The organism is Pseudonocardia sp. (genome assembly GCF_035305885.1).
GTDB lineage: Bacteria > Actinomycetota > Actinomycetes > Mycobacteriales > Pseudonocardiaceae > Pseudonocardia.
The window spans coordinates 1-23272 of the sequence record NZ_DATGOP010000089.1 but is presented as its reverse complement, the minus strand read 5'-3'; the positions used below and the strand labels follow the sequence as shown (position 1 = coordinate 23272).

Sequence of the window (23272 nt, the reverse complement as noted above, 5' to 3'; positions counted from 1 at the left end):
CGCCGAGCGGCGTGTGGGACGAAGACGACATCGGACCTCCTGTTCACCCCAGCAACGCGCCCTCGTCGGGCAGGGCGGGCGCGCGATCCGGCTCCCGCTGCGCCCCGTCGTCGAGGAGGCCGGCGAGATCGGCGAGCACCGGGTGGCGCACGATGTCCTTCAGCGACACCGCGCGGTCCAGCGCGACCACCAGCTTCACCGCCGACAGCGACGTGCCGCCGCGGTCGAAGAAGTCGTCCTGCCGCCCGACCTCCTCGGGCGCCACCCCCAGCACCCCCGCCCAGGCCGCGGCCAGCCGACGCTCGGTGGGCGTGCGCGGCGCGTCGCGGTCCTGGGCGCACGCGAGCTGCCCGGCGAGCGCGGTGAGCGCCCTCTTGTCGATCTTGCCGTTGCCGGTGACGGGCAGCTCCGCGCGCCAGTGGACGACCGACGGGACCATGTACTCGGGCAGGGACGCCCCGAGCCGCTCCCGCAGCGCGTCGCCGTCCACCGGCTGCTCGCCCGTGCAGAACGCGACGAGGTGCCGGTTGCCGTCGGCGCGCTCGGCCACGACCACCGCGGCGTCCCGCACGCCGGGCGTGCGCAGCACGGCGTTCTCGATCTCGCCGAGCTCGATGCGGAACCCGCGGATCTTGACCTGGCTGTCGCGGCGGCCGAGGAACTCGAGCTTCCCGTCGGGGCGCCAGCGGCCGCGGTCACCGGTGCGGTAGAGGCGCTGGTCGGGCCGGTGGGGGTCGGTGGTGAACGCCTGCCGGGTGCGGGTGCGGTCGTTGATGTACCCGCGTCCGACGCACACCCCGGAGAAGACGATCTCACCCGGTGCGCCGAGCGGGACCGGGGCCAGGTTCTCGTCGACGACGTAGGCGCGCACGTTGCGGACCGGCCGCCCGAGCGGCACGCGGCCCCCCTCGGGTGGGCGGTCCATCACCTCGTGGTTGGTGTCGTCGGAGGTCTCGGTCAGCCCGTAGGCGTTCACGAGGACGACCCCGGGGAAGGCCGCGAACCAGCGCTGCACGAGCTCGGTCTTCAGCGCCTCCCCGGTGGCGGACACGCAGCGCAGGTCCGGCAGCGCGCACGGCCGCTGCTCGAGGTAGGACAGCACCGCCTCGAGGTAGGAGGGCACGAGCTGCAGCACCGCCACCCGGCCGGCGCGCGCGGTCTCGACGAACCGCGCGACGTCGAGCACCGTCGCCTGCGGGACCAGCAGGGTCCGGCCGCCGACCAGCAGCGCGGAGACCAGCTGCCACAGCGAGATGTCGAAACACTGGGGCGCGGTCTGGGCGACGACGTCGCCCTGGCCGATGCCGAGGTCCTCGATCTTCGCGAGGACGTGGTTGAGCATGCCGGCGTGCTCGCACATCGCCCCCTTCGGCTCCCCGGTGGAGCCGGAGGTGAAGTAGATGTAGGCGAGCTGATCGGGCGTGACCTCCACCCCGAGGTCGGTGTCGGCGGCGTGCGCCTCGGCCCCGGCGTCGGCCACTGCGTCGGCCACTGCGTCGGCCACTGCGTCGGCCACGGTGAGCGCCCGGATGTCGCCCTCGCACAGCTCGACGGCCCGCGCCAGGTTCGCCGTGCTGCCGTCCTCGGTGAGCACGAGCCGGCACTCGGCCCGGGCGAGGGTGGTGGCGATCCGCTCGGCCGGGAAGTGCGGTTCGATCGGCAGGTAGGCCCCGCCGGCCTTGAACACGGCGAGCACCGCGGTCAGCCAGTCGAGGTCGCGCTCGGTCACGACCGCCACGACCTCCTCGCGGCGCAGCCCGCGGGCCAGCAGCGCACGCCCCAGCCGGTTGGCGCGGGCGTTGAGCTCTCGGTAGGTGAGCCGACCGTGCCCGTGCTCGGCGGCGACGGCGTCCGGGTGCAGCCGCACCCGCTCCTCGAACAGCTCGTGGACACGCCGGTTCGGCAGCTCCCGGCGCGGTCCGGCGAGCCCGTCGAGCTGGAGCCGGAGCTCGTCGTCCGACAGCAGGCTCGCCCGCCCGGGGTCGGCGTCCGGGTCGGCGCTGAGGGCGGCGAGCGCCGCGCGGTGGTACCCGCCGATCCGGGCGGCGGCGTCCGCGTCGAGCGCGTCGCGCCGGTACCGCACCCGCAGCCGGAGCCCCTCCCGCGCCCGCAGGACGCCGAGCGCCAGGACGACGCCACCGGGCAGCGCCTCCCCGGCACCGGGGTCGGCGGTGGGGTCGGCGGTGGGGTCGAAGGCCGTCTCGAACCGCGGCTCGGGCAGCTGCAGCTGCGCACGCAGCTCCTCGACCGGGAAGGACCGGTGGGCCTGCAGCTGCGCCTCGAGCTCGGCGGCGTCGGCGACGAGGTGTCGCCAGGACCCCGGCCGGGTCATGAGCGGGCAGGGCAGCGGGGGCGCACCGGCCTCGGCGACGTAGCCGGTCGTGATCTCGGTGTCCCCGGACAGCGCGCCGAGCACCGCGGCGTGCGCCGCCAGCAGCAGCGCGCTCGGCGGCGCACCCAGCTCCGCCGCCACCCGCTCCAGCGCGGCGGCGAGGTCGTCGGGCACCCGCGTCTCGTGGTCGGCCACCGGTGTCTCGCGGTCGACCCCCGGCTCGTGCGTCCAGCGCGGCACCCGGGTGGCCCCACCGGCCAGGAGCACCCCGGTCCAGAAGGACCGCGCGGCCTGCTGCGGCCGGGTCGTGTGTCGGGTCATCTCGTCGTCACCACCGTCCGCCGTCACCCGCCGCCCTGCAGGGCGGCCCACGTCAGGTCGTCCACCACGCCGGTGGCCGGCAGCCCCCGGGAGGTCTGGTACTCGGCCACGGCGCTCTGGGTCGAGGCGCGGTAGGCGCCGGTCGCCCGCAGCGGCTTCCCGAGGGCGACGATCAGCGCGTGTTGGAGCCGGTGCACGTCCTCGCCGGTGGCGCCGGGCCCGAGGGGTGGCCGCGGTCCGGCGGCCTGGATGGCCATCGCGGTCGACCGCCCGACCGTCCCGCTCGGGTCGCCGGCCACGCCGGCCATCGCCTGGAACCACTGCACCGCCGCCACGGTCGCCTCGTCGAAGCGGCCGTGGGCGGGACCGGTGTAGTAGCCCAGCGCGGCGAGCTGTTCCTGCACCGCCGCGACCACCGGCCCGGCGCTGCCGAGGCCGAGGCCGCCGTCCAGCTGAGGCAGGTCGGCGTAGCGGAACGGGGTGGGGGCCACCGCGTGCGGGATGGGCTCGGGCGCGGTCGGCTGCGCCACCGGCTCCGGGGTCGGCTCCGGCGTCGGGGGCGGCGTCGGAGCGGGCGCTGGAGCGGGCGCTGGAGCCGAGGCGGGGATGGCCGGGACCGGGGTGGGCGCCGTCGTCGCCGCGGGCGCGGCCGCGATGGCCGGCTGCGCCGGCGCGTGCACCTGCGGCAGCTGCGCGGTGAGCACCCGGGTGTCGACGACCTGCACGACGCCGAACGCGTCCAGGCCGAGCAGCACGACGAGCACCGCGACCAGGGCGAGGTGCCCGCGCCTGCTCCTGGCCCGCTCCGCGGGGGACGGCACGGTGAGCCCGCCGCGCACGTCGCGCGCCGGGTTGCCGACCCACTGCGCCCCGGGCGGGACCTGCTCGCCCTTCATGAGGAAGGCGTCGGCTCCGAGCTCGGACCGGTCCCCCATCGTGACGCCGTAGTGGACCCACGCCCCGACCCCGACCGTGCAGCCCGAGCCGATCACGATGCGGTCGGACTTGAACGCGCCGTCCTCCTGGGAGTGGCACTGGATGTGCGAGCCCGCGTTGAGGGCGACGTCGTCGCCGATCGTCACGAGCGTCTTCTCGACGATCCCGCAGCCGTCGTCGAACAGCCGCCGCCCGACCTTCACCCCCAGCAGCCGCCACGCGATGGCCTTGAACGGGGTTCCGTTGAGGACCTGCAGGTGGGTCTGCACGAGCGCGCCCTTCCAGAAACGCTCGTGGCGCCAGAACTCGCGCGTGTAGATCGAGCAGTTCAGCGGGCGCAGGCGCCGGAACCCGGTCGAGGCGCGCTCGACGAACGCGAACCATAGGGTGGTGAACACCAGGACGGAGACGGTGGCGATCGCCACCGAGGTCACCCCGGCGAACCAGTGGGTGTCGACGGCGATCGCGTACAGCAGCATCACCGCGAACACGTGCACCCACCGCCCGAACAGGTACAGCAGCATCGACACGGCGTTGTGCCGGTTCTTGGCGTGCAGCCGGTGGCGCCGCTCCAGACGGCCGATCCCGCGGTCGAGCGCGGTGTCGCGCTCCACGGTGCGCGGGATCTCGAAGCACGGCGAACCGAGCAGCCCGACGCCCTCCCGGACGGGGCCGTCGACCGGCACCATCACCTTCGTGGCGAGCAGGCAGTTGTCGCCGGTGCGCCCACCCGCGGGGTAGACGACGCGGTTGCCGAGGAAGTTGCGCGCCCCGATCCGCACCGGCGTCACCCGGAACGAGGTGCTCGAGTACTCGGCGTTGAGCATCGACAGGCCGTCGGCCACCATCGTCCCGGTGCCGACGGTGCACAGGTCCGGCGACTCGTCCTTGACGTCCGTGCCGAAGTTCGACCCGGTCTGCAGCACCGGCTTCAGGCGGTAGCCGAGGTAGCGCAGGTAGCCGGTGATCACGACGGTGTCGCCGAAGAGGCGCTTGTAGGTCTTGACGCCGCTGAAGCCCACGAGGGCCCGGTGGGCCGCGTAGCGGAACCCGTAGAGCGGGTACACGCGGTCGGGGCGGACGGCGAGGCGCAGCACGCGCGGGGCCACGCCCACGACGACGAGCCCGACGAGCAGTGGCGTGCAGAACAGCAGCAGCGACGCCAGCAGGACGTGGTAGTAGAACTCCCAGCTCGTGAGGACGACCTGCTCGGCCTCGAGCAACACCGCGACCTGCGGGATCTCGATCACCAGCAGCACGATCCCGCCCACGAGGAGCGGCGCGACCACCAGCAGCCTGGTCACCAGCTGCCCGACGGCGTACAGCGTGCGCCGCGCCGTCCCGCACCGCAGCCGGGGCGCATTGCGGTAGTCGGCGTCGGCGCGCTGCGCCGGCGAGCCGTGCCAGTGCTCGCCGTCGGGCACGGCCTGGCCCGGCTGCAGCGAGGAGGCGTGCCCGAGCTGGGCGCCGTCGCCGATCGAGGTCTCGATGTCGAGGACCGACTGCTCGCCGACGACCGCGTTGCGCCCGATCGTGACCCCGCCGGGCTGCAGCACCCCCGCCCGGACCCGGTAGCAGGTGATGAGGGCGTCCTTGCGGACGACGGCGCCCGCCCCGATGCGCAGCAGGTCGGTGCACACCGGCGGCATCCGCGACAGCAGCAGCACCCCGCGACCGATCTTCGCGCCGAGGGCGCGCAGGTAGAGCACCTGGATGGGCGAGCCGACGAACAGCAGCGCCGGGCTCGCGCCGATGAGCGTGCGCACCACCCAGAACCGCAGGTAGGCGAAGCTCCAGAGGCGGATCGGCGCCCGCGTCCACCGGCCGATGAGCACCCACTTCACCACGACCGGGAGGGCGGACATCCCGAAGAACGTCGCCACGGTGAACGCCACCGACCGCAGGTAGGCGTCGACGAACCCGGTGGCGCCCGTGATGAAGCCGATCCCCGCCACGAGCACGAAGGCCGCGAGGTAGGCCATGCCGAGGTAGCACAGCAGCTGCACCGCGCCGCACGCCACGTAGCGGGCCGTGCTCCCGGCCGCGTGCGCCTGCGGCGCCCCGGGCCGCGGTCCCCCGGACGACCCGTTGCTCGACGGACCGGTCGACGCCGCGGGCAGCGGCTCGGCGGCGTCGATCATCGCGGCGAGACGGCGCACCGTGGGATTCGCGTAGACGTCCTTGATCGACACCGACGGCAGGTCGGCGCGCTTGCGGATCCGGGCGCAGAGGTGCGCCATCACGAGCGAGTCGGCGCCCAGGTCTTCGAAGAAGTTGCTGTCGACGGGCACGTGCTCGACCCCGACGAGGTCGGCCAGCAGGCCGGCGACGGCCTCCTCGGTGCGGCTCGCGGTGCTGGTCGCCGCCCGGGGGGCAGGCGCCGGCGCGGGCCGGCGAGCTGGGATCATCGCGTGCCACCTCCCACGTCCCGCATCGGCTGGTCGGGATCGGGAGGACTCGCGAAGACCGCGTACACCGTTTCGCCCCGTTGCGCGGTTCGCCCGGACGCCTCACCCGGCTGCGGGTTCCGCGTCCGGCGAGGCGACAGCGCCGGGCCACCGACACGGAGCAGGACGCAGAGGCGTCACCCGGGCGCAACCTCCCGAAGCAGGCGGAGATGCAGGTGCGAACGGGTGGTTCGCGCGGCGCGCCGGCCGGGAGGTCGCCTCGAACGGTCCAGCTCGCGGCCCCGCGGCCCGGGCCGGCGGCGCGGCTCAGCTGCTCAGCGCGATGGCCACGTGCCGCGCCGGAGGCCGCGGCTGTTCTGCGGCCGGTACGCGCCGCAACCGCGTCGCCCGCAGGCGCCGCAGTCGCTGCCCGGCCGGTAGTGCTCGTGCGCCTGCCGGCTGTGCCCGCAGACGCAGGGGTCGACGGCGGCGCGCTGCGCCGGTGGGGATCCGGTCACCGGCTCGCGCCCCGCGTCGGCCGGTCGTTCGGCCGGGGCGGTGGTGCGCTGCGTGGGCAGACGGGTGAGGACGGACGGGCCCGCCGTGCCCTTGTGGGCCCGCCGATGCTGCCCCGTGCCGTCGTGGTGTCCGGACGCCGACCCGCCCATGAGTCCCCCATCCCCCGCATCGCTCCGGTGGCTCGGGAGAGCCGTGGACGCACGGTGTGTGACGGCTCGGACGCAGCGGCCGGGCCGTTACGGGCGCGGGAGCAGCGGGGGCGGCGCAGCCGGTCCGCCACCCGCCGGGGTGAGGTGAACCGGCAGCCGCCCCTCGCCCAGCCCGCGGCTGCAGGCGGGCATGCGCTCGCGCTCGCGCCGCGACGACCGGAGGTGCCACACGAGGACGCAGTCGCGGGCCGACAGCGGGCGCAGCCGCTCCCGGTCGCCGTTGCCGATCACGCGGCGGTCGACCGGCCGGGCCGGCGTGCGCCCGATCAGCCGCGACAGCCGGAGCCGGCGGGGGTCGTCCAGGGCCGGACGAGCTCCACCCTGGCCGGCGTGACGGCACGCCACCCGCCGTGGGCGCTGTCGAGGATCCGCTCCTCGCCCGCACCGATCGCTCGATCCGGCGCCGCCGGTTCGGCTGCCACATCGGGTCGTCGACCGGGTGCCACGGCAGCCCGGTCAGCTCGCCCATCCGGCGAGCCGGCGTGGTCTTCCCGGAGCCCGAGGTGCCGTGGACCGGGATCCGGGACGGTCCGCCCGCCGTGCTCCCCCGGTCCGGACGTCACGGGGACACGGTGGTCGGCATCGCAGCACGGCCACCTTCACGCAGCGAGATCGCGTGAAGGTGGCCGTGCTGCAACCGGAGCAGGTCGGGCCGCCGGCTCAGGCCGGCGTGCACCAGCGGTCGAGCAGCTCCCGGTAGATCTCGACGGCCTGTTCGACCCGGCCGGCGAGGCAGTACTCGTCGACGACGTGGCACTGGGCGGGCTCGCCCGGGCCGAGCACGACGGTCGGCGCCGGGCCGCCCTCGCCGCCGAGGATCCCGGCGAGCACGGAGGCGTCGGTGAAGAACCGGGCGGGCGGCGCCACCGCGTCCGAGGCGCCCGCCGCCTGCAGCGCGGCCCGCACCATGCCGACGAACGGCTCGTCGGCGCCGGTGTCGACCGGCGGCAGCACGACGTGATCGGCGACCTCGACCCCGTCCCCGGCGAGCAGGCCGACCTGGGCACGCAGCTTCGCCGCGTCGACCCCCGGCACGGTGCGGACGTCGAGCATGAGCTCCGCCGCGTCGGGCACGACGTTCGGGGCGACGCCGCCGCGCAGCACCCCGACGTTCGCGGTGACCGGCCCGAACCGGTCGTCGCGCGGCCAGCCGGCGTGGTCGTGCAGGGCCACCGCGGCCCGCGCCAGCCGGACGACGGCGTTGTCCCCCAGCTCGGGCGCGGATCCGTGCGCGGCGCGGCCGGTGGCGCGCAACCGCATCCAGTGCGCGCCCTTGTGCGCGATCACGAGTGCGTTCGCCGTCGGCTCCGCGACGACCAGCGGGCCACCGCGGGCCATCGCGTTCCGGCCCGCCGCGTCCAGCCCGACCAGGCCGGTGCAGCCGGTCTCCTCCCCCGCGGTCAGCACGAGCTGTACCCCGCGGCAGGTGTGCGGGCGGGCCGCGTGCTCGACCGCCGCGACCACGGCGGCGGCGACGCCGGACTTCATGTCGCTCGCGCCGCGGCCGACGATCTTCTCGCCGTCGCGTTCGGCCGCCCACGGGTCGACCGACCAGTCGTCGGAGACGGGCACGGTGTCGAGGTGGCCGGTGAACGTGAGCGGCGGGCCGTCGCCACCCGCGGTGCGGGCCACGAGCTGCTCGCGCCCCTGCTCCCACGCCAACAGCTGCGTGCCGAACCCGGCCTCCTCGACCAGCGCCGCGCAGTGGCGGGCCGCGGCCCCCTCGCCGCCCCCGATCGTCCGGAACCGGATGAGCTCGCTCAGCAGGTCGAGGGCGCCGGTCACCGCAGCACCTGCCCCTTCGTCTCGGGCAGCGTCAGGATCACGACGAACGCGATCGCGGCGCCCGTGGCGACGTACCAGAAGAACGCCAGCTCGTAGCCGGCCGCCGACAACGTCTGGATCACGAGCGGGGCGGTGCCACCGAACGTGGCGACCGTGAGGTTGTACCAGGCGCCGATGCCGAGGCCGCGCAGCTCGGTGGGGAACAGCTCGCTCATGATCGCGGGCGCGATCGAGGTCATCGCGGTGTAGAGGCCGAGCCCGACGCCGAAGACGACGAGCATGTTCCAGAACCCGGGCCCGATCAGCGCCGACAGCGGCACGATCAGCAGCGCCGTCGCGGCGGACCAGATCATGAGCTGCGGCTTGCGGCCGAACCGGTCGGACAGGACCCCCATCGGGTACTGCAGCACGACGAACAGCGCCGTCGCGGTGGACAGCGCCCAGAACACCTGACCGGCGTCCGCGCCGCGCGTGCTCACCGCGAACGGGGTGAGCGCGGAGAAGAACGTGTAGTAGCAGAGCGTGGACAGCAGCGTGAACGCGACGAGCTGCCCGACCGCCTTCGGGTGGTCGCGCAGGGTCAGCCACAGCGGGAACCGCAGCTCCTTCGCCTTGGCCTTGTTCTCCTCGAACTGCTCGGTCTCCGGCATGGCCCGCCGCAGCCACAGCCCGATGATGCCGAGCACGCCGCCGATGATGAACGGGATGCGCCACCCGTAGGCGGCCAGCTGCTCCTCCGACAGCACCGCGGTGAGCAACGCGCCGAGCAGCGAGGCGAGCAGCACCGCGGAGCCGGTGGAGATGTAGAAGAACGACGAGTAGCGGCCCCGCCGCGACGGGGGCGCGATCTCGGCGAGGTAGGCCGAGGCGTTGGAGACCTCGCCGCCCAGCGACATGCCCTGGCCGACGCGGGCGAGCAGCAGCAGGATCGGCGCGAGCCAGCCGACCTGGTCCCACGTCGGCAGGATGCCGATGATGAACGACCCGCCCGCCATGAGCATGATCGTGAGCAGCATGGCGGTGCGCCTGCCCCGCAGGTCGGCGAACCGGCCGAGCAGCCAGCCGCCCAGCGGGCGGAAGAAGAACGCGAGCGCGTACGTCGCGAACGTGTTGATCAGCGCGAGCGTCGGGTTCTCCGGCGAGAAGATCTGCGTCGCGAAGAAGATGCTGAACGTCGCGTAGATCGTCCAGTCGTACCACTCGATGGCATTTCCGACCGACGCCGCGACGAGCGTCCGGACGGGTAGCCGGTGACCCGGCGTTTCCTGGGCGAGGGACGATGTCGTTCGGTCGGGCACTGCTCACTCCGGTGTGTGTGACGGACGGTGAGGCGACATTAGGCCATTCGGCGCCCTCCGTCACGTGAGACGTCTGACGTCTCGGTGAGCGTGCTCAGCGGTCCACGGCGATCGCCACCTTCGCGCACGCATCGAGGTCGACGAGCTGCTGTTGCAGCTTGGCGCGGATCCGATCGACCGCGGCGCGGCCCAGCGGGAGCCGCAACGGCGCGGACGGCGAGCGGACGGCGTCGATGATCGCCTCCACCGCGCGGGCCGGGTCGCCGGGCTGCGCACCGTTGTCCTCGGCGAAGCGCTTGCGCAGGGCGCCCGCCGGCCCGTCGGCGTAGTCGTCGATCGGCGTGGCGCGGTGCAGGGACCGGCCGAGGAACTCGGTGCGGAACGGGCCGGGCTCGACGATCGTCACCCGGATCCCGAACGGCGCCACCTCCCCGGCGAGGGCCTCCGACGCCCCCTCCAGCGCGAACTTGCTGGTGGAGTACAGGGCGTGGCCGGGGTTGGCGACGACGCCGCCGACCGAGGACATCTGCACGATGTGCCCGCGCCTGCGGGCCCGCATGTGCGGCAGGACCGCGCGGGTGACCGCGAGCGCGCCCAGGAGGTTGACCGCGAGCAGCTCGCTGATCTGCTCGTCCGAGACCTCCTCGAGCGCGCCGACCAGGCCGTGGCCCGCGTTGTTGACGACGACGTCGATCGGCCCCGCGGCCAGCGCCGCGTCGACCGCGGCCCGGACCTGCGCGGGGTCGGTGACGTCGAGCGGGAGTGCGAGCACGGCGCCGGGGTGGGCCTCGACGAGGTCGTCCAGCGCGCGCGGGTCGCGGGCCGTCGCGACGACGGCCTCGCCGCGGGCGAGGAGGGTCTCGGTCAACGCCCGCCCGAACCCGGCGGAGCTCCCCGTGATGAACCAACGCATGTGGCCAGCGTGGCGTCCGGACATTCATATGTCCAAGACATGTTCGTTCTCGGACTCATCACCGTGCACTATGAAGAGGTGGAGCTGCGTCAGCTCGTGTACCTCGACGCCGTGGTGCGCCACGGCGGGTTCACCCGCGCCGCGGAGCAGCTGCGGGTGGCCCAGCCCGCCGTGTCGGTCCAGATCCGCAAGCTGGAGGCCGAGGTGGGCGCGCAGCTGCTGCAGCGCACCACCCGCACCGTCGCCCTGACCCACGCCGGGGAGCTCGTGCTGCGGCGCGCCCGCGCGGCTCTGGCCGAGCTCGACGCCATCCGCGACGACGTCGCCGGGCTCTCCGGCGGCCTGATCGGCCGGGTGCGGATCGGGGCGATCCAGGCGCTCGACCCGTTCGACCTGCCCGGCGCGCTCGCCGCGTTCCACCGCAGGCACCCGGGCGTCGAGCTCGCGCTCTCCTCCGGCGCGCTGCGCCAGCTGCTCGACGGCCTCGACCACGGCGAGTTGGACCTCGCGATCGGCCCGCTGCCGCCGGGGCTGCCCGCCCGGTACGCCCGCACCCCGCTGTTCACCGACGAGCTGGTGCTCGTCACCGCCCCGGACCACCCCGCGGCGGGCACCGACCCGCTGCCGCTGGCCGCGCTGCGCGACGAGCCGTTCGTGTGCCTGCCCGCCGACAGCGGGTTGCGGGCGATCCTCGACCGGCTCGCGGCCGAGGCCGGCTTCACCCCGCGCGTCCCGTTCGAGACCACGCACCTACCCCGCCTGCGCGACCTCGCCGCCCACGGGCTCGGCGTCGCGCTCGTCGCGCGGTCGGTGGCCGAGGCGGCCGGCCCGCCGGTGGCGGTGCACGGGGTCGACCCCGGCCCGCAACTGCGCCCGGTCGGGCTGCTGCACCGCGCCGACGCCGCGCTCGGCGCCGCCGCCGAGGCCTGCCGGTCGTTCCTCGCCGGGTGGACGGCACGAACGGACCTCCCGGGCCGGGCCGACACCGGCGAAGATCCACACCCATGAGCGATGGTCGAGTGGTCGTGGTGACCGGAGGCAACCGCGGGCTGGGCCGGGAGGTGGCCCGGCAGTGCGCCGCGCGCGGCGACACCGTCCTGCTCGGCGCCCGCGACCTCGCCGCCGGCGAGCGCGTGGCCCGCGCGCTGCCGGGCCGGGTGCGGGCGGTGCGGCTCGACGTCACCGACGCCGACGGGCTCGCCGCGCTCGCCGCCGACGTGACCCGCAGCGAGGGTCGGGTCGACGTCCTGGTCAACAACGCGGCCATCCACTACGACACGTGGCAGACCAGCGTCACCGCAGACCTGGGCGTGGTCCGAGAGGCCCTGGAGACCAACCTGCTCGGCGCCTGGCAGACCACGCTCGCCCTCCTGCCGCTGCTGCGCCGCAGCGCCCACCCGCGGATCGTCATGGTGAGCAGCGAGGGCGGCTCGCTCGCCTCGATGGGCGGCGGCACCCCCGCCTACAGCGTCAGCAAGGCGGCGCTCAACGCGCTCACCCGCACCCTGGCCGGCGACCTGCGCCGGGAGGGCATCCTCGTCAACGCCGTCTGCCCGGGCTGGGTGGCCACCGACATGGGCGGTCCCGGCGGGCGCCCGGTGGCCGAGGGCGCCGCCAGCATCATGTACGCGGTCGACCTGCCCGACGGCGGCCCGACCGGCACCTTCACCCGCGACGGGCGCCCCGTGCCCTGGTGACGATCACGGCGAGCCGGGATCGCGCGCCTCGCGCACGGCCGCCGCGACCAGGGCCCGCAGCTCGTCGGCGCCGCGGGCCCGCTCGCCCTCCAGCTCGCGGCGCAGTCGCTCCAGCTCGGCGTCGGCGCGGGCGCGCAGCGCCGCCTCCGCCTCCGCGCGGTCCCGGGCGCGGGCCAGCTCCCGGTCGAGCCGCTCGCGGGTCTGCCGTTCCGCGGTGAGCGCGGCGACCGCCTCGTCCCGTTCGCCCGCCAGCTCCCCGCGGACGCGGTCGGCCTCGGCCGCCGCCCGCTGTGCCTCGTCCCGTGCCGCGGTGGCGCCCGCCAGCTCCGCCGCGGTGTCGGCGAGCTGCGCGCGCAGCGCGTCCCGCTCGGCGCGGTGTTCGTCCGCGCGGGCGCGGGCGGCGTCCCGCTCGGTGACGGCGCGCTCGGCCCGCACCCCCGCCTCCCGGGCCGCCGCCTCGGCCTCGGCGGCCCGTTGCTCCGCGGCGTCGGCCCGCTCCTCGGCCCGCTCCCGCGCCGCCACGGCCTCCTGCGCCTGCTGACGCGCCGCGCCGAGCGCCTCGGTGGCCTCGAGGGCCTGGCGCGCCGCCGCTGCGGCCCGCTCGACGGCGGCCGCCTTCTCCTCCTCCGCCTGCGCGGCCTGCTCGCGCGCGAGCCGGGCGTCCCGCTCGGCCCGCTCCCGGGCCTGCTGCGCCTCCACGCGGGCGGCCTCCGCCTCCGCCGCGGCCCGGTTGGCCGCCTCCACGGCGGCGAGCGCGCCGCCCTCCACCTCGTCCAGCCGCGTCCGGACGGCGGCGAGGGCCTCGGCGAGGTCGGCGACCGGCCCCCGCAGCGCGTCGACGTGCTCGCGGAGCCGATCGGCGTCCAGTTGGAACGTCGCGCGGCCCGCGTCGAGGCCCAGCGCCTCCAGCGCGTCGCGCTCCGCCCGGGCCATCTGCGCGCAGGTCTTGCCACCCGGCCAGCGGGTGTCCTTGCAGAACGAGCGGCGCCGCCCGCCCTGGGGGCCCGGAGGGGGCAGCTCGGCCCGGCACTTGCTGTAGCCGCAGCGTACGACCTCGTCGATCATGGTCTCGCAGGTTACACGTTCGACGTTTCCAAACTCAGCACCCCTCTTCGAGTTCAGAAACTCAAACCAGCAACCAACGAAACGGGTGTTTCGTTGGCGCGGACCCCGTCTGATGGGCCTCTGGAGATGGACCCTGCCGATGCAGCCCGGTCGCGGCCCTCTGCTCGGGCACCGCACGAGCTGGGCGCCTCGGGTGCCTGGGTACCGTGGTGATCGATGGCCGGCCCCGACGACCGCACCCCCGTCCTGCTGAGCGCCGCCCGCACCCCGGTCGGCCGGTTCTCCGGTGCCCTACGCGGCATCGACGCCGTCGACCTGGGTGCGCACGCGATCCGCGCCGCGCTCGACCGGGCCGGCAACCCGGTCCCCGACCAGGTCCTCCTCGGCAACGTCGTGCAGGCGGGCAACGGGCAGAACCCGGCGCGGGTTGCGGCGACCCGCGGCGGCGTACCCATGACGGTGCCCGGGATCACCCTCAACAACGTGTGCCTCGCGAGCCTGAGCGCGGCCGGGCTCGCCGCCACGCTCGTGCGCGCCGGTGAGCTCGACGTCGCCCTCGTCGGCGGCTTCGAGTCGATGAGCCGCGCCCTGCACGGCGTCCCGGTGCGCGCCGCGCCGCGCGTGGGCGACGGCGCCATGGTCGACCTCCTCGTCCGCGACGGCTTGTGGTGCGCGCTCTGCGAGCAGGGCATGGGCGAGATGTCCGACGGGGTGACCAGCGAACTCGGCATCGGACGCGGCGATCAGGACGCCTTCGCGCTGGAGAGCCACCGCCGCGCCACCGCCGCGGCCGGTCTGCTCGCCGAGGAGATCGCCCCGCTGCCGCAGCTGGACCGCGACGAGGGCGTGCGTCGGGACACCTCCCTGGAGAAGCTCGCGGCCCTGCGCCCCGCGTTCACCCCGGACGGCACGCTCACCGCGGGCAACTCGTCGCAGATGTCCGACGCCGGTTCAGCGGGCGTCGTCACGAGCGCGGCCCGGGCCCGCGCGCTCGGGATCGAGCCGCTCGCCGAGATCGCCGGCTACGCCACCGTGGCGGGGCCGGACCCCACCCTGCACCTCAAGCCCGCCGCGGCCGCGGGCGCCCTGCTGAAGCGCCACGGGCTCACCCCGGCCGACATCGACCTGTGGGAGATCAACGAGGCGTTCGCCGCCGTCGTGCTGGCCAGCATGCGCGACCTGGGGGTCGACCACGAGCGCGTCAACGTCAACGGGGGTGCGATCGCGGTCGGCCACCCCCTCGGCGCCTCGGGCTTCCGCCTGGTGCTCACGCTCGCCCACGAGATGCGCAGGCGCGGCGCCGAGCTCGGCCTCGCCGCGATCTGCGGCGGGGGTGGCCAGGGCGGGGCACTGCTGCTGCGCCGCCCGTGACGTCGCCGCGAGCAGCCGGCCTGCGGCGGCCGGTCACGCCGACCAGGAGCCGGCGAGGATCGCCCGGTCCACGGCACCTGGCTCCAACACCGTGTCGATCACCGCGAGCGCGGCCCCCCGGACCCCGGCCAGCTCGCCCAACGCCGTCGTGGTGAGCCGCAGGTTCGCGCTCGAGCCGGGTAGGGCCGTCTGGTAGAGCGACTCGCGGATCCCGGCGAGCAGGGACTCGGCCTCGGTGAGGTAGCCCCACATCGAGATCGCCGTCGGGTTGAGCAGGTTCACCACCGACGACAGCACCTCGCCGATGCGCCGTCCGGACCGGCGGATGAGGTGCACCGCGTCCCGGTCACCGTCGTTGGCGAGCTGCACGACCTGCGAAACGTGGTCGACGGGGCGGCCCGCAGCCGCCATCTGCCGCACGAGCGCGTTGCCGCTCGCGACCGCGTCGAGGCACCCCGCGCTCCCGCACACGCACGGGTCGTCGGCGTCGGTCACCTTGATGTGGCCGAGCTCGCCGGCGAGCCGGTCGGCCCCGCGCACCGGAACGCCCCGGACCACCACCGCGGCGTCGATCAGCGTGCCGAGCTTGACGCACACCAGCACCTCGGCGTCGGGCCACGACGCGCGGTGCTCGGCCAGCCCGAGCATGGCGACGTCGAGGTCGAGCAGCACCGGCACGTGGTAGCGCGCCGCGAGCGCGTCGCGGAACTCGTCGCGATCCCATCCAGCGGCCGAGAGCCCGTGCGCGCGCGCGTACGCCTTCAGCTCGAACGTGCTGGGGGTGCCGACCCCGACCCCGACGAGGGCGCCGCCGGCGGCCTCGTCGGTCAGCTCGTCGAACGTGCGGTGCAGCAGGTCGAGCAGGGCATCGGGCCCCTGGGCGACGTCGACGGCGCAGAACCGGGAGGCGAGCACCTCGCCGTCCAGGTCGGTGGCGGCCACCCGCACGCCCGTGAGCCCCAGGTGGGCGGCGAGCACCGTGCCGGCCCGAGGGACGAACCCGAACACGGCAGCAGGACGGCCGCGCGCGCCCTCGGTGCGCATCTCGCTGCGCACGAGATCGAGCCGCTGCAGGTGGTCGAGCCGCTGCAGGATCGTCGAGCGCGCGACGCCCATGGCGTCCGCGAGCTGGGTGACGGTGCGGGCGCGCCCGCGGCGGATCATCCCGAGCAGCACGCCCGCCCCCTCCACCGATGCGGGGGTCGGCGGGTGGCTGCGCTCGAAAACGGCCATGGGGCCAACATAACGTCCGGACATTTACGTCGAGAATCTACATATATATCTTGCAGGTCGCCATAACGCTGCATAGGCTCTCGCCCGACGCCCACGTCGCCGTGGAGGACCTCCGATGAGATCGCGCCTGCCCGTACTGGCACTCGCCCTGCTGCTGGCGACCTCGGGCCCTGCGATCTCCGCCTGCGCGATCTCGAGCGTCGCGGCCAGCAGCCCGGACACCACCGTCCTGACGTTCTGGCAGTACTACGACGGCACGCAGAAGGAGTGGCTCGAGGCCGAGGTGCAGCGGTTCGAGGAGCGCAACCCCGGCGTCGAGATCGAGCTCGTGCAGGTGGTCGGCAGCCAGCAGGACCAGAAGCTGCTCGCGTCGGTGGCCACCGGGACCACGCCCGACCTCTTCATCAACAACATCGTGGTCGACTTCCCGACCCTCGTCGCGGGCGGCGTGATGCTCGACCTCACGCCCTACTGGGAGTCGTTCCCCGACGCCGACGCCTTCCCCGACCACGCCACCTGGGAGGACGGGGGCCGCATCTACAACCTGATGTCGTACACGAACCTGCTCGGCCTCTACTACAACCAGGACATCCTCGACGAGTACGGCCTCGCTCCCCCCAGCACGCTCGACGAGCTGCAGGCCGCCGTGGAGACGATCAAGGCGGACGGGAGGTACGAGGGCATCGCGCTCTCCGGTGCCGCGGACGTCGAGGGGGCGTGGCTGTTCGCCCCGCAGCTGCTCGGCCTCGGCATCGGCTACTGCAACCTCGCGGAGTCGGCCCAGCAGGTCACCGACGCCTTCCGGCGCATCGCCGCGTGGCGGGAGACGGACGCGCTGCCCCGCGCCGCGGCCACGTGGGACCAGAACGCGGCGTGGCAGCAGTTCATGACCGGCCGGTACGCGTTCGCGCTCAACGGCAACTGGCAGCTCGGCAACGTCAAGGAGGCCGGGTTCCGGTACGGCACGGCGCAGTTCCCCGCGCCCCCGGGCGGGCGGAGCCGGGTCTTCCCCGGCGGGGAGGGCTTCGCGATCGGGTCGAAGTCGCAGCACCCCGACCTCGCGTGGAAGTTCCTGGAGCAGCTCATGTCGCCGGAGAGCGGCCTCGCGGTGTACCGAGCCGCGGGCTCCATCCCGCTGCACGAGCAGGCCGCGGCGGCGCCGGAGATCCGGGAGGATCCACTGGTCGCGCCGTTCGTCGCCGCGACCCGCGATGCGGCCCCGTGGCCGAACAACCCGAACACCGCGGCCATGCAGAAGGCGCTCGGCACCGCGGTCAGCTCCGTGATCTCCGGCGAGCAGCCACCCGAGGACGGGGCCCGGGACGCGATCGAGGGCGTCGCCGAGGCCCGTGAGCAAGGCGGCGGAGGATGCGCATGAGCGGGCTCGCCACGAAGGTCCCGGGTGTCGCGGCGCCGCCGCAGGACCAGCAGGCGCGGCACCGGAGCGCGATCACCCCGCTCGGCTTCGGCGTGCCCGCCGCGGTCGTGCTGGTCGCCATGGCGATCTACCCGCTCGTCGTGCTGTTCCAGATGTCGGTGAGCGACGTCGGGCCGAGCAACATCGTCGGCGGGTGGTCGTTCGTCGGCCTGGACAACTTCGCAGGCGCGCTCGGCGACCCCGAGACCTGGTACGCGCTGTGGCGCACGCTCGGGGTCTGCGCCGTGCTGCTCACCTCCAACCTGGTGCTGGGCTTCATCTGCGCCTCGGTGCTGGCCGAACCCGGCCGGGGCAGTGGCGCCGTGCTCGGGCTGATGGTGTTCATCTGGGCGCTGCCGCCGCTGGTCAGCGGCAGCGTCTGGAAGTTCCTGCTCGACGACTCCGGAGCGCTCAACTCGGTGCTCGGGGTCGTCGGCGTCGGCCCGGTGCCGTGGCTCAGCTCACCCGCGGCTGCGCTGTGGACGGTGGCGGGCGTCGTCGCGTGGTCGGCGCTGCCGTTCTCGACGCTGATCCTGCGCGGCGCGATGCTCGCCGTGCCGAAGGAGGTCCTCGAGGCCGCCGCGATCGACGGGGCGGGATTCTGGACCACGCGGGTCCGCATCGTGCTGCCGCTGCTGCGACCCACGATGTGGATCCTCGCCATCCTGACGGTGATCTACGCCTTCAAAAGCTTCGACTTCGTCTACGTCCTCACCGAGGGCGGCCCGGGCAGCTCGACCAACACCCTGCCGGTGCTCTCCTACTACACCGCGTTCACGCAGTTCGACATGAGCACGGGCGCCACGGTCGCGGTGCTGTCGATGGTCGTGGTCGCCGTCTGCGCCGTCCCGTACGTGCGCCGGATCAACGCGGAGGCACCCCAGTGATCACTGCTCCCCAACGAGCCTTGTTCGCCGTCGTCAAGGTGGTGCTCGGGCTCGCGTACGCGGTGCCGCTCGCCTGGATCCTCGTGACCTCGTTCAAGAGCACCACCCAGGTGCTCACGGATCCGAACGGCGTGGTCTTCGCCCCCACCCTCGACACCTACCGCGAGGTGGTCGGTGAGGGGGCGGCGGCGATCGTCACCTCGGCGCAGATCAGCGTGGTCGTCACGGTCGTGGTCGTGGCGCTGGGGGTGCCCGCGGCGTTCGCGGCAGCAGCGCGGTTGAGCGGCCGCGCGGCACGGGTGATCGCGATCGCGCTGGCCGGGCTGCTCGTCCTGCAGATGATCCCCCAGCCGATGACGGTGATCCCGCTGTTCAGCGTGCTGGCGCAGTGGGGGTTGCTCAACACCCTCCCCGGCCTGATCCTCGCCGACGTCGCGGTCATGCTGCCGTTCGCGACCATGCTGCTTCGCCCGTACGCGCAGGACGTACCGCGGGCGCTCTACGAGGCCGCGGTCATGGACGGGGCCGGCCCGTGGCGATCGTTCCGCTCGATCACCGTGCCGATGATGCGCAACGGCGTGTTCACCGTCGCGAGCGTCGTCTTCATCAACACCTGGGGCGAGTTCGTCTACGCGATCAACCTGCTGCCACCCGGCGTCGTCCCGCCGGTCAGCGGGTTGCTCGCCGCGCAGAACACCACCTACGCCGCCAACTGGAACGGGCTGATGGCGCTCGCGGTGCTGACCTCGCTGCCGCTGGTGGTGGTGTTCGCGATCTCCCAGAAGCGTCTGATCAGCGGGCTGTCGCTGGGGGCGGTCAAGTGAACGTGGTGCTGGTCGGGGCCCTCGACACGAAGCACGCCGAGTACGGCTTCGTCCGGGACCGGATCACGGCGGCCGGGGTGCCGTGCCTGGTGGTCGACACGTCCGTGCTGGGCACGCCCGGGATCGCCGCCGACGTCGACCGGCGGGCCGTGGCGCAGGCGGCGGGCGCCGACCACGAGGCGCTGGCCGACGCGGGCGACCGCAACGCCGCCGTGGCCGCGATGGCCAGGGGCGCCGCCGCAGTGGTGCGTGACCTGCACCGGGCGGGCCGGGTGGCCGCCGTGGTCGTGCTCGGGGGGTCGAACGCGGGCTTCGTCATGAGCGAGGTCGCGCCGGTGCTGCCGCTCGGCGTGCCGAAGGTGCTCGTGTCCACGGTGGTGGCCGGCGACACCCGCCCGTACGTCGGCACCAGTGACGTCACGATGATCTACCCGGTCGTCGACGTCGCCGGGCTGAACTCGGTGAGCACGCCCGTTCTGGCCAAGGCCGCCGACGCCGTCGTCGGGATGGTCACCGGACCGCCGGTCCCGGCCCGGGCGGACCGCCCCGTCGTCGGCGCCACGATGTTCGGCGTCACCACGGCCTGCGTGCAGGCCGTGAGCGAGCACCTGGCGGCGAACGGCGCCGAGGTGCAGGTCTTCCACTGCACCGGCACCGGCGGACGCACCTTCGAGTCCCTGATCGCCTCGGGGCTCTTCGCCGCCGTCGCCGACATCACCACCACCGAGCTCGCCGACGAGCTGGTCGGCGGCGTCTGCACGGCGGGACCGCACCGGCTCGAAGCGGCGGCGGCACACGGCGTGCCGCAGGTCGTGAGCGTCGGCGCCCTCGACATGGTCAACTTCGGCCCGCGCGACACCGTGCCCGCCGAACACACCGGACGGCACCTCATCGCCCACAACCCGTCGGTCACGCTCATGCGGACCTCCCCGGCCGAGAACGCGGAGCTGGGCCGCATGATCGCCCGCAAGCTCGCGGGGGCGCGCGCGTTCGTCGAGGTCCACGTGCCGCGGCGGGGCTTCTCGCAGATCTCCGCGCCCGGCGGGCCGTTCCACGATCCCGACGCCGATGCGGCGCTGATCGGCGCGCTTCGCGCAGAGCTCGACCCACGCATCCCGCTGCACGTCCACGACCTCGCCATCAACGACCCCGCCTTCGCCCGCCACATCGGCGCCGCGCTTGCCCGGGCGCTGCGCTCGACCACCAGCACGCCACGCACGAAAGGCACGTGATAACCCGATGTCATCCCGATCCGAGCTCGTCGCCCGCCTGCGCGCGAAGGTGGCCCGAGGCCAGCCGATCATCGGCGGCGGCGCCGGCACCGGCCTGTCGGCGAAGTGCGCGGAAGCCGCGGGCCTCGACTTCGTCGTCATCTACAACTCGGGCCGCTTCCGGATGGCGGGACGCAGCTCGATGGCAGGCCTCATGCCCTACGGCGACGCCAACGCCATCGTGATGGAGATGGGCGCCGAGGTGCTGCCCGTGGTGCGCGACCTGCCGGTGCTCGCCGGCGTATGCGGCACCGACCCCTTCCGGCTGATGCCGCAGTTCCTGCGCACCGTCGCCGAGGCGGGCTTCTCCGGGGTGCAGAACTACCCGACCGTCTGCCTGTTCGACGGGATCATCCGCGCCAACCTCGAGGAGACCGGCCTCGGCTTCGACAAGGAGGTGGACATGATCGCTGCCGCGCACGCGCTGGACCTGTTCACCTGCACCTACGTGGCCAACCCCGACGAGGCCGCCGCCATGGCCGAGGCCGGCGCGGACGTCGTCGTGCCGCACATGGGCCTGACCACGTCCGGGATGATCGGGGCGCAGACCGCGCTGTCGCTCGCCGAGGCGAAGGAGAAGGTCGCCGAGCTCGCCGCCACCGCGCGGGCGAAGAACCCCGACGTGCTCGTCGTCTGCCACGGCGGGCCGATCCACTCCCCCGCCGAGGCGGCCGAGGTGATCCGGGACGTGCCCGGCGTGCAGGGCTTCCTCGGCGCCTCCAGCATGGAGCGGTTGCCCACCGAGGTGGCGATGGTCGACCACATGCGCTCCTACCTGCGAATCGAGCTGCCGACCACGACCCGGACGGAGGCGAGCTGACGTGTACCGCATGACGATCCTCTACGGCACGCCGACGGATCCCGAGGCGTTCCGCGAGTACTACATCGACAAGCACGTCCCGCTGGCCCGGAAGATGAAGGGCCTCACCGGTTGGAACCTGCAGTGGACCGACGGGAACCCCGACTGGATCCTCGTCGCGGAGCTCTACGCCGAGGACAAGGCGGCCATGGACGCGGTGCTCGCCTCGCCGGAGGGCGTCGCCGCGCGTGAGGACCTGGAGAACTTCGTCACCGGGGGCGTGGTGTTCCTGAGCGGCGAGGTGGAGCAGGTGGCCCTGTCATGAGCGGCGGCGCCGGCCTCGTCGTCGCCGTCGCCGGTCTGGGCTTCGGCGCCGAGTTCGTCCCGATCTACCTCAGCCACCCCGACGTGGCGACGGTCGTGCTCGTCGAGCCCGACCACGAACGCCGCCGCGCGCTCGCCGACCGGTATCGGCTGCCCGCCGGCTACGGCGACGCCGATGCGGCGCTCGCCGACCCGGGCGTCGACGCCGTCCACGTCTTCGCGCCGGTGCACACGCACGCGGACCTCTCGGTCGCAGCCCTCGAGGCGGGCAAGCACGTGGCGTGCGCCGTGCCGATGGCCACCACGCTGGAGGACATAGACTGCGTCATCGCGGCCCAGGAGGCCTCCGGGTGCAACTACATGATGATGGAGACCACGGTCTTCGCCCGCGAGTACTTCGCCGTCGCGGACATGCACCGAGCCGGGGAGCTCGGCGAGGTCACCCTCTACCGCGGCTACCACATCCAGAACCTCGACGGGTTCCCCGTGTACTGGCAGGGCTTCCCGCCGATGCACTACGTGACGCACGCGCTGTCGCCGGTCCTCTCCCTGCTCGACACCACCGTCGCGAGCGTCCAGTGCCAGGGCGCCGGGCGGCTCGCCGAAACCCGCCGCACCGGCGGCTTCGACAACCCGTTCCCCACCGAGGTGGGGCTGTTCCGCCTGCGGGGCACCGACGTGCTGGCCGATGTCCAGATGTCGTTCTCCCAGACCGCCCGCAGCTACATCGAGGGGTTCTCGATCTACGGCGACCGCCGCGGCGTCGAGTGGCCGATCGACAACGAGGGCGAGCTGACCGTCTTCGACATGTTCGGCCCGGAGCCGGGGCGGCGTGGCAACCGCGTCGAGACGAGCACGCTCGCCCCACCCGATCGCCCCGAGCTGCTCCCGGAGCCGCTGCGGCGGTTCGTCCGGCCCACCACCGTGCGGCTGCCGGGTATGCCGGCCGCGGTCGAGGTGGGCGCAGACCACGGTGGTTCGCACCCGTTCCTCGTGGACGAGTTCGTGCGCAGCATCGTCGAGGGGCGGGCGCCGCTCATCGACGCCCGGCGGGCGGCCGCGTGGACGGCTCCGGGGATCTGCGCGCACGCCTCTGCGCTGGCCGACGGCGCGTCGGTACCGGTGCCCGACTACGAGCCCGGTGCCGGGTGATCAGCGGGAGCCGAAGGCCGCCTCTGCCGCCGACCGCACCCGGGATGCCTGCACCATCGGGTGAGCGCGGCGGCCATGACAGGCTCAGCAGCAGGTCGCGGACCGCGGCCGGCTGGTCAGCAGGTGGCGCACCGGTCGGCGCGTCGGCTTCTGGTGGCTCGTCGCGCGCCGGTTCAGCCCGTTCGACGCGGTGTTCCTGCCCGCCAACGGCGCGGTGGTCGACGCGCCGCACCTGCAGCCGCCGAGCCCGCTGCCGGCCGCGATGGACCCGAGGCAGGCCGCGGCGGCCGCGGAGATCCTCGATGCCCGGTACGCCGTGCCGATGCACTACGAGGCGGAGCAGCTGGACAAGGTCGCGGGCTACGTCGAGATCCCCGACCCGGAGAACGAGTTCCGCGCGCACGCCGGACGGCGCGCACACGTGCTGGCCGTCGGGGAATGGCTGGATCTGGCGACGTGACCGGAACTCCGCTGTGGCGACGGGGAACCCGACGAGGGCCGTCCGTGATTCGTAGGCGAGGGCGCGAGGGAC

General features: G+C 74.2%; 19 protein-coding genes. 11 read left to right on the top strand and 8 right to left on the bottom strand.

Going from position 1 to position 23272, the window contains the following annotated elements:
* Window positions 1–43: 43 nt before the first annotated feature.
* The 6 genes from VKZ81_RS18535 to VKZ81_RS18510 form a co-directional block, all read right to left on the bottom strand.
* Window positions 44–2653: an amino acid adenylation domain-containing protein gene (locus VKZ81_RS18535; protein ID WP_324242852.1), complete on the bottom strand. Its 2610-nt coding sequence runs from the start codon at window positions 2651–2653 to the stop codon at window positions 44–46.
* Window positions 2654–2676: 23 nt separating this feature from the next.
* Window positions 2677–5997, bottom strand: coding sequence for a Pls/PosA family non-ribosomal peptide synthetase (locus tag VKZ81_RS18530; RefSeq protein WP_324242851.1), 3321 nt, complete (start codon window positions 5995–5997; stop codon window positions 2677–2679).
* Between the two features lie 734 nt (window positions 5998–6731).
* Window positions 6732–6935: a hypothetical protein gene (locus tag VKZ81_RS18525; protein WP_324242850.1), complete on the bottom strand. Its 204-nt coding sequence runs from the start codon at window positions 6933–6935 to the stop codon at window positions 6732–6734.
* A gap of 429 nt (window positions 6936–7364) precedes the next feature.
* The gene (locus tag VKZ81_RS18520; RefSeq protein ID WP_324242849.1) at window positions 7365–8489 is read right to left on the bottom strand and encodes a M20 family metallopeptidase; all 1125 of its coding nucleotides are present in this window, start codon (window positions 8487–8489) and stop codon (window positions 7365–7367) included.
* Window positions 8486–9787: an MFS transporter gene (locus VKZ81_RS18515; protein WP_324242848.1), complete on the bottom strand. Its 1302-nt coding sequence runs from the start codon at window positions 9785–9787 to the stop codon at window positions 8486–8488. The genes VKZ81_RS18520 and VKZ81_RS18515 overlap by 4 nt, the downstream gene beginning before the upstream one ends.
* Window positions 9788–9881: 94 nt before the next feature.
* Window positions 9882–10700: an SDR family oxidoreductase gene (locus VKZ81_RS18510; RefSeq protein WP_324242847.1), complete on the bottom strand. Its 819-nt coding sequence runs from the start codon at window positions 10698–10700 to the stop codon at window positions 9882–9884.
* A 39-nt stretch (window positions 10701–10739) separates the two neighbouring features.
* Here VKZ81_RS18510 and VKZ81_RS18505 point away from each other — a divergent pair, with 39 nt between their 5' ends.
* Window positions 10740–11708 carry a LysR family transcriptional regulator gene (locus tag VKZ81_RS18505; RefSeq protein WP_324242846.1) on the top strand — a complete coding sequence of 323 codons (969 nt, stop codon included), beginning with the start codon at window positions 10740–10742 and terminating at the stop codon, window positions 11706–11708.
* On the top strand, window positions 11705–12397 hold the full coding sequence (locus tag VKZ81_RS18500; RefSeq protein ID WP_324242845.1) for an SDR family NAD(P)-dependent oxidoreductase: 693 nt from the start codon (window positions 11705–11707) through the stop codon (window positions 12395–12397). The genes VKZ81_RS18505 and VKZ81_RS18500 overlap by 4 nt, the downstream gene beginning before the upstream one ends.
* Window positions 12398–12400: 3 nt before the next feature.
* Here the strand turns inward: VKZ81_RS18500 and VKZ81_RS18495 are convergent, their stop codons facing one another.
* Complete coding sequence (locus tag VKZ81_RS18495; protein ID WP_324242844.1) at window positions 12401–13462, bottom strand: coiled-coil domain-containing protein; 1062 nt, start codon at window positions 13460–13462, stop codon at window positions 12401–12403.
* A 216-nt stretch (window positions 13463–13678) separates the two neighbouring features.
* Here VKZ81_RS18495 and VKZ81_RS18490 point away from each other — a divergent pair, with 216 nt between their 5' ends.
* Window positions 13679–14833, top strand: coding sequence for an acetyl-CoA C-acyltransferase (locus tag VKZ81_RS18490; protein WP_324242843.1), 1155 nt, complete (start codon window positions 13679–13681; stop codon window positions 14831–14833).
* A 33-nt stretch (window positions 14834–14866) separates the two neighbouring features.
* Here the strand turns inward: VKZ81_RS18490 and VKZ81_RS18485 are convergent, their stop codons facing one another.
* Window positions 14867–16066, bottom strand: coding sequence for an ROK family transcriptional regulator (locus VKZ81_RS18485; RefSeq protein ID WP_324242842.1), 1200 nt, complete (start codon window positions 16064–16066; stop codon window positions 14867–14869).
* Window positions 16067–16181: 115 nt separating this feature from the next.
* Between VKZ81_RS18485 and VKZ81_RS18480 the strand changes: the two genes are divergently transcribed.
* The 8 genes from VKZ81_RS18480 (at window position 16182) to VKZ81_RS18445 (ending at window position 23200) form a co-directional block, all read left to right on the top strand.
* Complete coding sequence (locus tag VKZ81_RS18480) at window positions 16182–17444, top strand: sugar ABC transporter substrate-binding protein (RefSeq protein WP_324242841.1); 1263 nt, start codon at window positions 16182–16184, stop codon at window positions 17442–17444.
* On the top strand, window positions 17441–18370 hold the full coding sequence (locus VKZ81_RS18475; RefSeq protein ID WP_324242840.1) for a carbohydrate ABC transporter permease: 930 nt from the start codon (window positions 17441–17443) through the stop codon (window positions 18368–18370). The genes VKZ81_RS18480 and VKZ81_RS18475 overlap by 4 nt, the downstream gene beginning before the upstream one ends.
* Before the next feature lie 20 nt (window positions 18371–18390).
* Window positions 18391–19194: a carbohydrate ABC transporter permease gene (locus tag VKZ81_RS18470; RefSeq protein ID WP_324242839.1), complete on the top strand. Its 804-nt coding sequence runs from the start codon at window positions 18391–18393 to the stop codon at window positions 19192–19194.
* Entirely contained in the window at window positions 19191–20426 is a 1236-nt protein-coding gene (locus VKZ81_RS18465; protein WP_324242838.1) for a Tm-1-like ATP-binding domain-containing protein, read from the top strand. Before VKZ81_RS18470 ends, VKZ81_RS18465 begins: the two co-directional genes overlap by 4 nt.
* A 7-nt stretch (window positions 20427–20433) precedes the next feature.
* Entirely contained in the window at window positions 20434–21285 is an 852-nt protein-coding gene (locus VKZ81_RS18460) for a phosphoenolpyruvate hydrolase family protein (RefSeq protein WP_324242837.1), read from the top strand.
* A 10-nt stretch (window positions 21286–21295) separates the two neighbouring features.
* Window positions 21296–21589, top strand: coding sequence for an EthD family reductase (locus tag VKZ81_RS18455; protein WP_324242836.1), 294 nt, complete (start codon window positions 21296–21298; stop codon window positions 21587–21589).
* Complete coding sequence (locus tag VKZ81_RS18450; protein ID WP_324242835.1) at window positions 21586–22740, top strand: Gfo/Idh/MocA family protein; 1155 nt, start codon at window positions 21586–21588, stop codon at window positions 22738–22740. Before VKZ81_RS18455 ends, VKZ81_RS18450 begins: the two co-directional genes overlap by 4 nt.
* Window positions 22741–22930: 190 nt before the next feature.
* The gene (locus tag VKZ81_RS18445; RefSeq protein ID WP_324242834.1) at window positions 22931–23200 is read left to right on the top strand and encodes an MBL fold metallo-hydrolase; all 270 of its coding nucleotides are present in this window, start codon (window positions 22931–22933) and stop codon (window positions 23198–23200) included.
* Window positions 23201–23272 lie beyond the last annotated feature (72 nt).